This is a genomic window from Roseibium sp. AWQ4_254, from assembly GCF_056161025.1.
In genome coordinates this window covers 171,416-186,431 of sequence record NZ_JBSWYH010000003.1, presented here as the reverse complement: position 1 = coordinate 186,431, position 15,016 = coordinate 171,416, and the positions used below count along the sequence as shown (strand labels likewise).

Sequence of the window (15,016 nt, the reverse complement as noted above, 5' to 3'; positions counted from 1 at the left end):
GCAAGGGCCTTGCATCATTGAAACGTGCAAAGGAGTTAAGCCCGAGCCAGCGCAAACTAAGGCTTTTTTCCGACAGAAAATCAACTGCCAACATATTTCTAATTTTACGCATGTTTTGAAATGTTTTTGCTAGGTAAGCGGCGCTGACGTAGTTTTCTCACCGGAAACACTCTTAACGGGGAAGCTTTATCACAGCAGAATTATTTGACCGAATGGTCTAAGTTTTTGAAAAAGAAAGATCTCTCAGCACCTTCCCTTTCAGAAGGGCAAAAGGCCGCAGGAATCCAGGCGCCAGCGGGCCAGCTCACTCCCCCAAGGGAAGATGCCAACCCGTCCGGGCACCCGGGGCATGGCCTTTTCAAGAAGATTTTGAGCGTGTTCTGCCAACCGCATCCCGCCAGCCTGCCAGCAGACGGCCCCGCTGGATCTCCTCAAGCCCGGGCTCGAAACGTTTTTCCAGTTTCCATTGGGCGGAAAACGCGTCCTGCCCCGGCCAGATCCCGGCCTTTGACCCGGCCAGCCAGGCCGCCCCCAGTGCTGTTGTCTCAGCAATCGTCGGACGATCAACCGGCGCGCCCAGAATGTCGGCAAGAAACTGCATCGTCCAGTCGGAGGCGGTCATACCGCCATCCACCCGCAAGACAGGCGGCTCGACGCCGGACCAGTCGGCCCGCATTGCCTCCACCAGATCGCTGGTCTGATAGCCGACACTTTGCAGAACCGCGCGGGCAATTTCCTTCGGCCCGGTGTTCCGGGTCAGGCCGAACATCGCCCCGCGCGCCTCCGCATCCCAATAGGGCGCGCCGAGCCCGACAAAGGCGGGCACCAGATAGACATCCTGCGTGGGATCAGCACCTTCCGCGAGCCCCTGGGTGTCGGTGGCGCTTTCAATGAGCCCGAGCCCGTCCCGCAGCCACTGGACCGCCGCACCGGCTACAAAGATCGAGCCTTCCAGAGCGTAGGTGGTCTCACCATCAAGCCGGTAGGCAATGGTTGTCAGCAGCCGGTTCCTCGACCGGACGGCCGTGCTGCCCGTGTTCATGAGGGCAAAACAGCCGGTGCCGTAGGTCGACTTTACCATGCCGGGATTGAAACAGGCCTGGCCGACCGTCGCCGCCTGCTGATCGCCTGCGACCCCGAGGATCGGCAGCGCCCGGCCAAACAGCTCCGGATCGGTCGTGCCGAACTCATCCGCGCTGTCCTTGACCTGCGGCAGGAGGCTCATGGGAATGCCAAGCACTCCGCACAGCTCTTCGTCCCAGCCGTTTTCGTGAATATTGTAGATCAGCGTGCGCGAGGCATTGGTCGCATCCGTCGCATGCACCTTGCCGCCGGTCAGATGCCAGATCAGCCAGGTATCGACCGTGCCGAATGCCAGCTCACCGCGCTCGGCCCGGGCCCGCGCGCCGTCCACATTGTCCAGCATCCAGGCGACCTTGGTTCCGGAGAAATATGGATCAAGCAGCAAACCGGTCCTGGAGGTGAACATGTCCTCCAGCCCTTTCTCGCGCAGGCCCGCGCAGAAATCCGCCGTACGCCGGTCCTGCCAGACGATCGCATTATAGATCGGCTCTCCCGTGGCCCGGTCCCAGATCAGCGCCGTCTCGCGCTGGTTGGTGATGCCGATTGCCGCCACGCCGCGGCCGCCTTCGGGCGCCTTGGCAAGCGCGTCCCGACACACCCGCAAAGTGCTGGTCCACAAATCGGAAGGGTCATGCTCCACCCAGCCGGATTTTGGAAAATGCTGCGGAAATTCCTGCTGTCCCACACCAACAGGACTAAAGGTCCCGTCAAACACAATGGCACGGCTTGATGTTGTGCCCTGGTCTATGGCCAAAACACATCCTGCCATGGCGCACCTCCCGATAGTCTTGTTGATTTAATCCGCCTCGAGTGTGGTGGACTTGAAATACGCCTGATTTGTGCAGCGCGCGCCGTAGCGTATTCCAATTCCGAAAACCATACTAGAAACATAGACTTTCTAGTCACCCTCATGAAGCTGAAGCTTGTTCTGAACGCGCTGGAAAGGAGACGAACTTCAGATTCAAGAGGGTCACCAGGCAAACCGGCCGCGATCTGCGGCCGGGCAAACTATGCCGCAGCGCCGGTCTTCTCTGCAAGACGGCCAGTCATATAGGCATCAAGCCGCTCAGCGGCCTCCTTGCCGACGCGCAGGCCCAGCTTGGTTCGCCGCCACAAAACGTCTTCCGCCGTCCGTGCCCATTCACGGCCCATCAGCCAATCGACCTCCGCGAGCGTCAGATCTGCCCCGAAACACTCGCCCAGATCGTCCAGGGTGGCTGCCGCCCCGAGCACTTGCCGGGCATCCGTGCCGTAGAGCCGGACAAGCCGGGTGGCAAATCTATCGGTCAGGAACGGATAGTCCTTCTGCAGCCCGGCCACTTCCGTTTCGAAGGCCAGCACCTGGAAATCCCCGCCTGGCAGTGGCGCCCCGCCGGTCCAAAGCCCGCCCTTCAAGGACAGATGATCGTCAAGTTTCTCCAGAACCTGCTCCGCCAGCTTGCGGTAGGTCGTGATCTTGCCCCCGAATACCGACAGAACCGCTGGCCGGCCTTCGCCCGCATCCAGTTCCAGCACATAGTCGCGCGTTGCCGCCTTGGCATCCTTGGCACCGTCATCATAAAGCGGCCTCACCCCGGAATAGGTGTGCACCACATCTTCCGGCGTGATCTCCTGTTCCAGATACTCGCTGGCGGCCGCGCACAGATAGGACACCTCATCACCGGAAATCTGCACCGCACCAAGGTCGCCCTGATAATCCACATCGGTGGTGCCGATCAGCGTGTAGTCGCCCTCATAGGGAATGGCGAACACGATCCGGCCATCGCCATTCTGGAAGATGAAACAGCGGTCGTGATCAAACTGGCGCGGCACGATGATATGGCTGCCCTTGACCAGGCGGATACCGGAGCTGTTATTGGCACCAACAACACCGCGCAGCATGTCCGCAACCCACGGCCCGGCCGCATTGACCAGCACCCGTGCGGTTACCATCCGCTCTTCGCCGGTCGCCAGGTCTTTCAGAACCACGGACCAGGCTTCGCTGTCCCGGCGGGCGCTGATGCATTTGGTGCGGGTCAGGATCTTTGCGCCCCGGTCCGCCGCATCCCGGGCATTGAGCACCACCAGCCGGGCATCATCCACCCAGCAATCGGAATATTCAAAGCCCTTGCGGAACAGTTTCTTCAGGCCTTGCGCATATGGCCCCTGGTCCAGACGGACCGTTTGCGTGGCCGGGAGCAATTTGCGCCCGCCCAGATGATCATAAAGAAACAGACCGAGGCGCAGCAGCCAGGCCGGCCGCAGGTCCTTGTGATGGGGCAGAATGAAGCGCAGCGGCCAAGCAATGTGCGGCGCAATACCCCACAGCACTTCCCGTTCCTTCAGCGCTTTGCGCACAAGATCGAATTCATAATATTCCAGGTAGCGCAATCCGCCATGGATCAGCTTGGTAGAGGCAGACGAGGTCGCGCTGGCCAGATCCCCCATTTCGGCCAGAAGCACCGAGGCGCCGCGCCCGGCCGCATCCCGGGCAATCCCCGTTCCGTTGATCCCGCCACCAATTACCAGAAGGTCATATTCAGCCGCCATCGGCCTGTCTCCGGCTGGAGCCTCCTGCGCGTGAGCGAGCGCCCAGGAAGGCTCGATCCATGAAAAATCCGGCCAACGTCCAAGAGCGCCCCGATTTTGGCCGCGCGCCGCTGACCCCGAGCGCATACGCGCCCTTTGAACTCCAAATGAAAATAAAACGAAACTTCTCGAAATTCAACCAACAATTCGGCCGAGACCTCAAGACACGCTTTCAGGGCCAGCTCGAAGGCCAGCCCTCACAGTGCGAACTGTTTGAGAGGTATCTGTTTTCGAACGCGGCCCGCTCATCCGGCTTCAAGACGCCCTGTCCTGCGCGCCGGTATTTTTTCAGTGTCAGACTGAAAAAGCCCTCCCGGTAGAGCACGATGGGCTCAAAAGGCGCCTATGGCCGACGTCTAAGGCGCAGCTTCGGCGTCAGCCGGTGCATCATCCGCAGGCGCGTCAGACACGGCAGACGCGCCGTCTTTCCCCATTAACGGTGCCTTGCCCCCGGCAAAGGGTGGGGTTGCCGCGTGATAGGTCACCTGCGGGAACGGGATTTCGATGCCCCTTTCATCAAACACCTGCTTGATGAATTCATTATAGGCCCGGCCGACAGACCACTGGTCCCCTGGCGTTGTCTTGATGCGCGCGCGGATGTCGATGGAGCTGGCCCCGAAATTGGTGACCCCGTGCATCTCCAGATCGCCGAAGATCTTGGCCCGGAAATCCGTTTCCTGCAGCCGATCGAAAGCATCGCACATGGCCTGTTTCGCAAAGGCGATATCCGTGTCGTAAGACACCCCGATCAGAGCCACATGATAGGAGAAGCCGCGCATGAAATTCGACACCATATCGACCGAGGAGAACGGAATGATATGGGTCGTGCCGTCCAGATCACGGATCCGCACGGAGCGGATGGTGATCCCCTCCACCGTGCCGGTCAAACCGGCCACCGTGACCACATCCCCCTCATTGATGGCATTTTCAATCTGAATGAAGGCCCCGGTGATGATGTCCTTCACCAGCGTCTGGGCGCCGAAGGAAATGGCCAGACCGACCACACCGGCACCGGCAATCAGCGGCCCGATATTGACGCCAATTTCCGACAGGCCGAGAAGCACTGCCATCACCAGAATAATGATGCTGAAAGCATTGCGGAAGAGTTGGAACAAGGTGCGTTCGCGAGCGCTGACAATATAGCCTGCCCGCGACTGCAGGCGCAGATCCACCCAGGACATGACCGCGAGCCAAACCACAAAGGCCACGAGCACCACAAAGAAAGCGGAGCCGTAACGCCCGACAAGATCCCGCCCGATATCACTGGAGAACCAGCCCAGCACATCCATGACACCCCAGATATCCAACAGGAGAAGGATGGTGCCGAGAAACACGACAAAGCGGATGATTTTCAACAGACGTGGCACAAAGGCATTGAGCCGGTACTGCAGCGCCGGCAGCTTCCGGTGAATGTCTTCCGGCAGCCGGATGCCCCCCTTGATAGCCCGGGTCATCACCAGAGAGAGCAGCATGCCGGCCATAATGGTGATGATCGACAGGCCCGTGGCCCGCAAAATGATGGTGGTGGCATCAAAGGGCCGCGTCACCCAGACCAGGAACACCGCAAGAATGTAGCCATAGGCAGCCAGATGCCAGAGATTGCCGAGATTGGACAGGGCCCGCTGCGCCAGGACGCTCTGGAGCGACTGCGCATAGGCCTTTACTCCTTTGCGGACCTTGACCCGGTTGATGCTGATGAGCCCCATAAGCCCCAGCATGCCGGCAAAGACCACCAGAAACCGCAGCGCGTTGCCAAGCACAAAGGAAACGGCGAGATTGGCCGCCGGAACCAGCAGGAACACGCCGTAATTGTTCCAGTACATGTAAATGCGCAGCCTTGAATACCAGTAATCGGAGCTTTCGTTCCCGAAGGGCAGCAGGCGCAGTTCCGGACGCCGCGGTGCAAATACAAACCGCAGGGCGACATTCGACATGCCCGTGATGAAAAAGGCGTTCAGCGCCAGACTTTCCTGGATTGTCACGCCGGTCTCCAATCCGCCATAGCCCAGCAGCGCGATGACATAGCCGACCCCGAGGCCAACGGCGACCGTCAGTGCGTCGATCAGCGTTGTCACGATCAGGATGAAGGCGCGCATCAGGCCGCCCCCATAGCGGGCCTTGAGCGCCATCTTGGGATAGATCCGGCGCGCGGCAAACTGGCTGATCCAGAAAGCGCCATAGGCAACCACCAGAACCACCGCAACCTGCCAAAGCACCAGATAGACCCGGTCCCACTTGACCGGAATGTCCCCGCTAAGGATCAGCCGCAGCCCTTTCAGAGAATGGCGGACCCGGTCCAGAACATTTCCGGCTTCATCGGCCAGGGCACGCGTGTACTCGCCAACCCGCAACACAAAGCCCCGCCCAGCCGGATTGGAGGCTGCCGCCTCTGGCGTGGCAGCGGCCCCATCCGACGCAAGCGCCGCGCCTTGCGCAGGCGGCGCCGCAGGTGCCGCCTCCTGAACTGCGCCTCCGGCCTCAGTCCCGTTTCCGGCAGCATCAGCTGCGTTTTTCTGCAAAATTCCGATGAGCGCTTTCCGGCTCTCCGGATCGTTCAGAACCTTGATCAGCGCCTCACTGGCCTCTTGCATTTCGGCCGCATTTTGTGATGCAGACGCCTGCTCCTGCGCAGCAGCCGGAGCCTCAGACAGCACAAACATTCCCAGAACAACCGCAAGACATAGGCGCAGCGTTTTCATCTCATTCCCGCTTGGTTCGACATCATCATGACCGCTTCAGTCACAGACGGACACTAGACAGGGATCTGCACCGGATGAAAAGCCCCCGGAAATGCCCGTCAACGGCTTTCGCGCGACGCGCTAAAAACAACCTGAGATACACATAAACCCTTTTTTAATTTCGATAAAATCACCTGAATCTTACGCTTGGGAACAATTTATACGCGAACCACGCAAGCCTCGGTAATTTTTAGTAACGCAAAAATAACAATATTCAGAAATAATCCTCCTGTTGGAGGTAGGATGGCACGCTCACTCATCAAACTTGCTCAAGATGAGACCGTGGAGGCACGGCGCAAGCTGTTTGCTGAAGTCAGCAGGCTTGTGGCGAACGATCTGGACAAAAGATCGAGCAAGGAACTCGCGCTGTTTGCCGAAGTGATGCTCGAACTGTACAGCATCGGTGCACCTGATGACCGTCTGCATCTGGCGCAAAAGGTCGCCCCGTTTGATCAGAGCCCCCTTAATCTGGTTCTCAGGATTGCCTGTGACGACCTGAAGGTTGCCGAGCCGGTCCTGGCCAGATGTTCCCTGTTGTCGCCGGAGGATCTGCTGGATCTGTCGCAACGCCTGAGCAAGGCCCATCTTCAGGTGCTCGCCCAGCGCACGGACCTGCCCGCAGAGGTGTCGGACTTGCTTGCAGAAAAGGGCGGCACGCCCGTACATCACATTCTGGCAGGCAATCGGGAGATCAAGCTGTCCCGGGAGACCCTGTCGACCTTCACCAGGCTGGCGGCCGATGACACCAAGCTGCGTGACGCCCTTGCCTTGCGCTCCGATCTTTCACCGGCCGCCTGCCGGCAGTTGCTTCCGCTCGTGGATGAAGAAACAAAGCAGCGGCTTCTGGACATCATCGAAGGGGCCCTGTCGAAGGACCAGCTGGATCAGATTGCCCGGCTGAAAGCCCTGCGCAAATCCTTCGGCCACTCCTTGAAGTCACAGGATGTGAGCCAGCTGTGGCGTGAAGCCCAGCGAGCGGACGTCACCCTGGACGAGCTCATGATCCTTTTGCTGCAGGACAACCGCTTCAACCATGCAGTCGAACTGTTGAGCGCCAGAGGACGGATCGCCCTGTCTTCACTGAAGGATGCCCTCTTCAGCGGTAAAATGGATGTGGTGCTGCGCACCGCTGCCAAGGCCGGTCTGCAAGTGCCCGCCTTTGCGCTTTTGGCCAAAGCCCGCAGCACCCATATGAGAATTCCCTCCGCCCAGGGCGGTGAATGGACGTCTGCCTACGCCAAACAACTGTCCGATGCAGCCAAGGCAAAGGAAAACCGCAGCGACGATTTTCAGGCCCGCCGGCGGGTGAAAAAGTCCTGAAGCATCAAGCCGGTTCCCAAATCCGGTCCTTGTCCCAAACTCAACACATCATACCAAGTTCAATTGGATTTGCGCTTTGCTCCCTGAAATCAGAGGGCTCAACATGGAACACAATACGCTTTGAAACCGGATGCGCTCGGCGCACTTTAATATCTTGAAAAACACATGACGATCAGGTGCGGGAACACATACTCGCGGCGACGGCGGTTGACAGGGTCGCTGCAGCATAGAACCAGAGACCTGGCAAAATGGCCGCCGCCGCAAGGCCACTGGTCTTGGCTGCGAACAGAACCAGCGCCACCAGCATCACATCCAGCATCGACCATTTGCTGACCATGGACAGAAGGGCGAGGGATTTCGACCGCCCACCGGTCACCACGGCCACATGGATCAGCAGAATCTTGACAGCGGGAAAGCCGATAGAAAAAAGGCCGACAATAGAAGCCAGCGCGACATCGCCCTGCTCCCAGAGCCCGCCAATCATTTCAATCAGGGTGGGCCGCTCTTCCAGAAAGTACAGCCGTTCGAACCGCATCAGCGGCTGGGTCAGCCCCAGCGCAAAAGAGAACGTGGACAGCGGCAGCAACACAGCCAGAAACAAACGCATCGTCAGACCCAACTCCCCGGAACGTGATCGCCGCCTTCACACATGAGGCTCGCGCGGCCTGTTTGCAACAAACAGGCACCGGCACAGGAAAGACAAGCCCGCAAACGACGAAACCCGACCGCCGGATCCCGGCAATCAGGTTTCAAACGGGAAAACCTCCGTCAGGGGGGCACGTACCGGCGCGGGGACCCAAGCCCCCGGGCCGGTCTTTAGCGGGTGCGCGCGCGTGCCGCGACTTCGTCGAGCTGGTCCTGTTCGGCAATTTCCTGTGCCGTACGCTCCCTCTGATGGTCGCGCTCTTCCAGCTGTTCAAATTTCTTCAGTTCCTCGATCGCTTCGCTGAGCTCATCCTGAGCCCGCTGCAGCTGATCGTCCAGCTCATGGGCGGAATTGCGCAGGTTATCCCGCCGGTCCGCCGCCGCCTTTGCAAAAGTCGGATAGGCAAAATGGGTCACATCCGTAATGCCGACGCGTTCCTGCTCGGAGCGGATCTGGTCATCCAGCTCGTCGGCCATCCGGTTAAATTCGGCAATCATGCTTTCGATCTGCGCAAGTTGCCGCCGTTTTTCGTCAACCTGAAACCGCTTCAAGCGGATCAAACTGTCGCGGGTCTTCATAACTCAATACTCCCCTAACATGGGCAGTCTACTCTGGAGTCATTTCCAAAAGGTTGGCGAGTTGCAAATATCCATCAGAAAGTGATGTTGCCTCGTCTTTTCCCTGATTGAGAAAATCATCAATCAGGGCAAACCGGTGAATTGCCTCGTCGACGGTCGGATCAGAGCCCTTGCGATACGCCCCCAGGCGGATGAGTTCTTCCATATCCGTATAGGTCGACAGCAACTGTTTGGCCCGCCGCAGGATCGGAAGCTGCTCCGGCGGCACACAGCGCGGCATGGTCCTGGACACGGATTTGAGCACATTGATGGCCGGGTAACGCCCGCGTTCGGCAATGGCCCGCTCCATGACCACGTGACCGTCCAGAATTCCGCGCACCGCGTCGGCCACTGGTTCGTTGTGGTTGTCGCCTTCCACCAGAACCGTGAACAGGCCGGTGATCGAGCCTTCCTCCGCACGGCCCGGGCCCGCCCGCTCCAGAAGACGGGGCAACTCGGTAAAGACGGTCGGCGTGTAGCCTTTGGACGTGGGCGGCTCGCCGATGGACAGACCGATTTCCCGCTGCGCCATGGCGAATCGCGTCACCGAATCCATCATGCACAGAACATTATGCCCCTCATCACGGAAGTGTTCAGCCACTGTCATGGTCAAATAGGCCGCCTGCCGGCGCATCAAAACACTTTCATCCGATGTCGCCACAACGACAACTGAGCGCGCCAGACCGGCCTCCCCGAGATCATCCTCGATGAACTCCTGAACTTCACGCCCCCGCTCCCCGATCAAACCGATCACCGCCACATCGCAATTGGTGTTGCGCGCCAGCATGGACATGAGCACGGATTTGCCCACGCCCGAGCCCGCAAAGATGCCCATACGCTGGCCTTCACAGCAGGTGACAAAGGTGTTCAACGCCCGGACACCGAGATCAAGCGCGCCCCCCACGCGCTTACGCTCAGAGGCGGGTGGCGGTGCGCTTCGCAATTTGCGAGGCACTCCGCCATTTGGTAAATCCCCTTTTCCGTCAATCGGTTCGCCGAGAGCATTCACCACCCGGCCCAGCCACGCTTCCGCCGGATGAACGACGCTGTCCCGGGAGCTGATCACCGCCTTGCAGCCCATGCGCACGCCTTCCAGACCTGAGAACGGCATGCAAAGCGCATGCCCGTCCCGGAAGCCGACAACTTCCGCCGGAACTTTCGGGTTATCCTCTCCACTGTCGATCAACAGCCGGGAGCCGACACTCATCTCGTGAATGGGCCCGGCGATCTCCACAAGAAGGCCCTGCACCGCAGTTACACGGCCATAAATTTCGGTCGGCATGAGCGAATCGATCTCGGCAAAAAGCGCCTTCAAGGAAAATTCCTTTCACTGTTAACGGATTTGGTAACCGATCGTTTACGACTCTGGTTAATCTTAACCTTTGGAAGGCCCACAAGCGAGAGCCATTTCGAAGTCAAACTGGGTTTGTTGAAAGGAATCTGATCGGAATCGGTTACGCCGATTTGTTAATGTTCAACTTTAAGCTTTATGAATCCAAGTTTTTTTCGGGGATTCAACAAGTTGTCCGTTGTTCACAGATTCGTTTCTTCGGAGCTTGCAGCTACGAATCATAATTTGTTAACCATTAACCGATAGCTTTGAGTCGGGGTTAACAACAGTCCTTCGTAGTCCGGTACCGACAGAGCCGTTGCGACTTGCCCAGGAAAGGCAGAATAAGGGGATTGGCATGCGTGTATTGTTGATTGAGGATGATAGCGCCACAGCGCAGAGCATCGAGTTGATGCTGAAGTCCGAGAACTTCAACGTCTACACGACAGATCTTGGCGAGGAAGGCATCGACCTCGGCAAACTGTACGACTACGACATCATAATGTTGGATTTGAACCTTCCGGATATGTCCGGATATGAGGTTCTCCGCACACTTCGTGTTTCCAAGGTCAAGACTCCGATCCTGATCCTGTCCGGAAACGCGGGCATCGAAGACAAGGTTCGCGGTCTCGGCTTCGGCGCCGACGACTACATGACCAAGCCCTTCCACAAGGATGAGCTGGTTGCGCGGATCCATGCGATTGTCCGCCGCTCCAAGGGACATGCCCAGTCGGTGATCGTGACGGGTGACCTGAAGGTCAATCTGGATACCAAGACCGTGGAAGTCGGTGGCCAGCGTGTCCACCTGACCGGCAAGGAATATCAGATGCTTGAGCTTCTGTCCCTGCGCAAGGGCACGACGCTCACCAAGGAAATGTTCCTGAACCACCTTTACGGCGGCATGGACGAGCCGGAGCTGAAGATCATCGACGTCTTCATCTGTAAGCTCCGCAAGAAGCTCGCTTCTGCGACCTCCGGCAAGAACTACATTGAAACGGTCTGGGGCCGTGGCTACGTTCTGCGCGAACCGGAAGTGGAAGCCGCCGCCTGATCCATCGGATCACCACACAGAATTTAAAAACCCCGGTCTTTCGGCCGGGGTTTTTGCTGTGAAGATTTGCGCCTTTCTGAGAGCATGCCGCGTCATACAGATTTCAGCCGGTTTGTCTTAGCGTTGAAATCTCTGATTTCAGGCAGCAGAACATCCGGTGACAGGCGGTGTGATCTCAAAGGGACATCTGATAAGAGGCCGGCACATAGCGGTAGCCGCTGCCGTCTTTGGCCACATATCCCACTGCCGGGAACGGCATGTGGTAGCCGACAAAGGGGATCTTGTCCGCAGCCAGCATGTCGAAAACCGATTTGCGGGTGGCAGCAGCAGCTTCCTTGTCCATGTCGAACCGCACTTCCCAGTCCGGGCGGGCCAGCGACCAGACATAATGGTTCGCCGTATCGGCTGCCAGAAGCAGCTGTTGCCCGCCGCTTTCCAGCATGTAGACCATATGGCCAGGCGTGTGCCCATGGGCACCCACGGCCGTAATGCCCGAGGCGACAGCGCCGCCATCGCCGAGAAACGTCATGTTTTCGGCCAGCGGCTTGACGTTGCCGGCGACCAGCCTGGTCACCCCATTGGCCTCAGGATCCATGCCCGACCAGAAGTCAAACTCCTTCTGGCCCGTCACATAGCGCGCATTGGCAAAGGCCGGGGCGCCGCCTTCCATCAACCCGCCAATATGATCGGGATGCATATGGGTCAGGACCACGATATCGACCTGTTCGGGCGTATAGCCTGCACTTTCCAGCGCAGCCCGCATGTTGCCACGCGCCGGACGGCCACCCTCGCCCACGCCGGTATCAAACAGAACCAGTTCATTGCCCGTGTTGACCAGGGTCGGTGTGAAAAAGGCCCTGAAACTGTCCGCCGGAATGAAATTGTCTGCAGAGGTTTGGGCGAAGGACTGCGCATCCACATTCATACCGAAGGTTTTTTGCGGCTCGGCTACGGCCACCGCACCGTCCAGCAGTGTATTGACCTCAAACTCCCCCACCTGATAGCGGGCGACAGGCGCAGACAAAGCTCCCTGCTTATCCGCAGCGGCCAGCGCAACGCCGGATGTGGCCAGGCCAGCCCCGGCCAGTCCGGCTCCAGCCCCCATCAAGGCGGCGCGGCGTGTCAGGTTCACAGTCAGGCTCATATTTTTCCCTCCAGCAGGAACGTTGGTGTCCGCGGGGCCCTCAGCTTCGCATGCCGGTCACGGTTCACCGCAACCAGCAACCACAGGCAAGCACCCGCTTGTTTCACACCGACTATGTGGAGCAAAGCTCTGGAAAGAAAAGATCCCGTGCAGGAGAGCGGCGGACTGCAGAAACAGATCCTACGCCCAATGGCAGCGAAACTTCCCCAGAGGGATCAGGTTTTTAGCGTGAAACACCACCTCCCGCCACGCTGTGAAACCGCAATGCAGGCGGGCGCTCACCAATATGTGAACACAAGGGAGGTGCGAGCGCCGGATGCGGCCAGTCCCCCGCCAAAACAAAAGGGCGGTCGAAAGACCGCCCTTTGCAATTCCATCTGGAAAAATCTCAGACCGGCCGGAGGCCTAGCGGTGGAACCCCGCTCCACCACCAACGGCCAGTTTCGGACGCGGTGAGGTTCCGGTGGCGGCCTGGACGGCCGCCTTTTTCTGGAAGAGGCCGCGCTTGCCAGCGACCGGCTTGAACGCATCGGTCAGACCGACGACCGTTTCGGCGGCCCCCAGAACCAGATAACCATCATCGGGCAGGCACTTGGCCAGCCGGCCCAGGATCTCCGATTTGGTGGGCTGATCGAAATAGATCAACACGTTCCGGCAGAAGACGATATCAAATTCGCCAAGATGGGAGAAATTCTCAAGCAGGTTGAGCTTCTTCCACTCCACCATGGCCCGCATGGCAGCATTGATCTGCCACATGTCGCCCTTCTGGTCGAAATATTTCAGCAGCATCTGGATCGGCAGACCCCGCTGGACTTCGAACTGGCTGTAAAGACCGGCTTTTGCCTTTTCCAGAACCTCCTGTGACAAGTCAGTGCCCAGAATGCGCGTGCGCCAGCCCGCCATCTTCGCCGCTTCTTCCTTCAGGCAAATGCCCAGGGAATAGGGTTCCTGTCCCGTCGAGGCCGCAGCACACCAGATCTTGAGCTGGCGGCGGGAGGCCCGGGCCTCCAGAAGCGACGGCAGCATGGTGTCCCGGAAATGGTCGAACGGGGTCTTGTCCCGGAAGAAAAACGACTCGTTTGTCGTCATGGCTTCGATGACGTCGGTCTCGAGTGCCTTGTTGGTGCCCCGCTGCAGGGTCTGGATGACCGCGCTTAAGGTTTCCAGCTTCGAGCTACGGGCAATCGGCTGCAGACGGCTTTCCACCAGATATTGCTTGTCGTTCGAAAGCACCAGGCCGGACCGGGTTTTCAGGAAAGTCTTGAGGAATTCGAACTCGCTCGGAGTCATCTTGTATTCCCCTTCAGTACGCGAGAAATCTTCGACCCAATCTGGTTCAACGGCAGAATGTCACTGCACATGCCGGTTTGAGCAGCAGCTCCCGGCATCCCCCAGACAACGCTGGTGGCTTCATCCTGCGTGATCACGCTGCCACCACCGGACGCAATTGTCTTGACCCCGTTGGCACCGTCATGGCCCATGCCGGTCAGGATAACCCCGAGGCTTGCGGACCCATAGACCTTGGCAACACTGTCAAAGAGCGGGTCGACTGCCGGTTTGCAGAAGTTCACCGGCTCATCATCCGTCAGACGGATTTTGACAGCCCCGCCATCCTTTTCCAGGATCATATGTTTGCCGCCAGGGGCAACATAGATGTTTCCGGGCTTGAGGGTTTCACCGTCTTCGCCTTCCTTTGCCGGGCGCAGGGCAGCCTTGCCCATATGTTCGGCCAGGATGGCGGTAAAGGTCGGCGGCATGTGCTGCGTGATGACCACGGGCACATCATTGATCGCGGTGCCCGCTTCCTTCATGACTTCCTGAAGGGCCTGAGGCCCGCCGGTGGATGAACCGATGGCCAGGATACGCGGCCGGGCAGAGGAATAGGGGCGCGTCTTGAGACCGGCTTCCGTTTTGGCGGCTGGCTGCGCAGCCCCGCGGAAACTTGCGCGCGTGTCGGTTGCCGGACGGCTGGAGACTGGCCTGACCGGCTGGGCCGTCTTGCCCGCACGGGTTTCGGCACGCATGGTCCGTGCCGGACCGCGCATGCGGATGGCCCGGGCGCCAAGCGCCTTTACCTTTTCGATCAGCTCGCGGCGGAAATCGACGGAGGTGGTGACTTCGGAAGTCGACTCAGGCTTTGGCACATAGTCGGCCGCCCCGAGAGACAGGGCCTTCAGACTGATCTCCGCATTGCGTCGGGTCAGTGTGGACGCCATGATGACGACGAGGTCACGTTTTTTGGCCAGCATCAGCGGCAGAGCCGTCATGCCGTCCATTTCAGGCATTTCGATGTCGAGAACGACAACGTCAGGATCACTTTTTTCGATGTCTTCAACGGCCAGTTTGCCGTTGCGCTGGGAGCTGACAACTTTCAGTCCCTTGTCTTCGCCGAGCCAACGGGTCAGCAGACCGCGGATGACGACTGCGTCGTCAACAACCATTACTTTGATGGGGTCATTACCTGGGTTGGTTCCCAAGGAAACGTTTCTTTGTGCAAATGCCATTTAGGACCGCCCAAC

The 15,016-nt window shown here is 58.9% G+C and carries 12 protein-coding genes; 3 read left to right on the top strand and 9 right to left on the bottom strand.

The features are described 5' to 3' along the window. Window positions 1–358 precede the first annotated feature (358 nt). Together glpK and glpD are read right to left on the bottom strand one after the other, a co-directional pair. Complete coding sequence (gene glpK / locus ACXAIC_RS03710) at window positions 359–1,852, bottom strand: glycerol kinase GlpK (protein WP_475173759.1); 1,494 nt, start codon at window positions 1,850–1,852, stop codon at window positions 359–361. A gap of 239 nt (window positions 1,853–2,091) precedes the next feature. After that, window positions 2,092–3,612, bottom strand: a complete 1,521-nt coding sequence (gene glpD, locus ACXAIC_RS03705; protein WP_475173758.1) for a glycerol-3-phosphate dehydrogenase — start codon at window positions 3,610–3,612, stop codon at window positions 2,092–2,094. A gap of 59 nt (window positions 3,613–3,671) precedes the next feature. Here glpD and ACXAIC_RS03700 point away from each other — a divergent pair, with 59 nt between their 5' ends. Then, window positions 3,672–3,971 (top strand): hypothetical protein, encoded by a 300-nt coding sequence (locus tag ACXAIC_RS03700; RefSeq protein WP_475173756.1) that lies wholly within the window; start codon window positions 3,672–3,674, stop codon window positions 3,969–3,971. Between the two features lie 36 nt (window positions 3,972–4,007). Here the strand turns inward: ACXAIC_RS03700 and ACXAIC_RS03695 are convergent, their stop codons facing one another. Next, the gene (locus tag ACXAIC_RS03695) at window positions 4,008–6,350 is read right to left on the bottom strand and encodes a mechanosensitive ion channel domain-containing protein (protein ID WP_475173755.1); all 2,343 of its coding nucleotides are present in this window, start codon (window positions 6,348–6,350) and stop codon (window positions 4,008–4,010) included. A gap of 282 nt (window positions 6,351–6,632) precedes the next feature. Here ACXAIC_RS03695 and ACXAIC_RS03690 point away from each other — a divergent pair, with 282 nt between their 5' ends. Further along, a complete protein-coding gene (locus ACXAIC_RS03690) occupies window positions 6,633–7,709 on the top strand; it encodes a DUF2336 domain-containing protein (protein ID WP_475173752.1) in 1,077 nt (358 codons plus the stop codon). Between the two features lie 172 nt (window positions 7,710–7,881). Here the strand turns inward: ACXAIC_RS03690 and ACXAIC_RS03685 are convergent, their stop codons facing one another. From ACXAIC_RS03685 to fliI, 3 genes are all read right to left on the bottom strand, one after another. After that, complete coding sequence (locus ACXAIC_RS03685; RefSeq protein WP_475173749.1) at window positions 7,882–8,316, bottom strand: paraquat-inducible protein A; 435 nt, start codon at window positions 8,314–8,316, stop codon at window positions 7,882–7,884. A gap of 209 nt (window positions 8,317–8,525) precedes the next feature. Then, window positions 8,526–8,933, bottom strand: coding sequence for a flagellar export protein FliJ (gene fliJ, locus ACXAIC_RS03680; protein ID WP_475173747.1), 408 nt, complete (start codon window positions 8,931–8,933; stop codon window positions 8,526–8,528). A gap of 28 nt (window positions 8,934–8,961) precedes the next feature. Next, entirely contained in the window at window positions 8,962–10,287 is a 1,326-nt protein-coding gene (fliI, locus tag ACXAIC_RS03675; RefSeq protein ID WP_475173744.1) for a flagellar protein export ATPase FliI, read from the bottom strand. A 373-nt stretch (window positions 10,288–10,660) separates the two neighbouring features. Between fliI and ctrA the strand changes: the two genes are divergently transcribed. Continuing rightward, window positions 10,661–11,353: a response regulator transcription factor CtrA gene (ctrA, locus tag ACXAIC_RS03670; RefSeq protein WP_029064643.1), complete on the top strand. Its 693-nt coding sequence runs from the start codon at window positions 10,661–10,663 to the stop codon at window positions 11,351–11,353. Window positions 11,354–11,528: 175 nt separating this feature from the next. On the opposite strand, the gene ACXAIC_RS03665 is transcribed toward ctrA, so the two are convergent. From ACXAIC_RS03665 to ACXAIC_RS03655, 3 genes are all read right to left on the bottom strand, one after another. Continuing rightward, window positions 11,529–12,497: an MBL fold metallo-hydrolase gene (locus ACXAIC_RS03665; RefSeq protein ID WP_475173737.1), complete on the bottom strand. Its 969-nt coding sequence runs from the start codon at window positions 12,495–12,497 to the stop codon at window positions 11,529–11,531. A 405-nt stretch (window positions 12,498–12,902) separates the two neighbouring features. Beyond that, entirely contained in the window at window positions 12,903–13,787 is an 885-nt protein-coding gene (locus ACXAIC_RS03660; RefSeq protein WP_475173735.1) for a CheR family methyltransferase, read from the bottom strand. Further along, on the bottom strand, window positions 13,784–15,001 hold the full coding sequence (locus ACXAIC_RS03655; RefSeq protein WP_475173732.1) for a protein-glutamate methylesterase/protein-glutamine glutaminase: 1,218 nt from the start codon (window positions 14,999–15,001) through the stop codon (window positions 13,784–13,786). The genes ACXAIC_RS03660 and ACXAIC_RS03655 overlap by 4 nt, the downstream gene beginning before the upstream one ends. Window positions 15,002–15,016 lie beyond the last annotated feature (15 nt).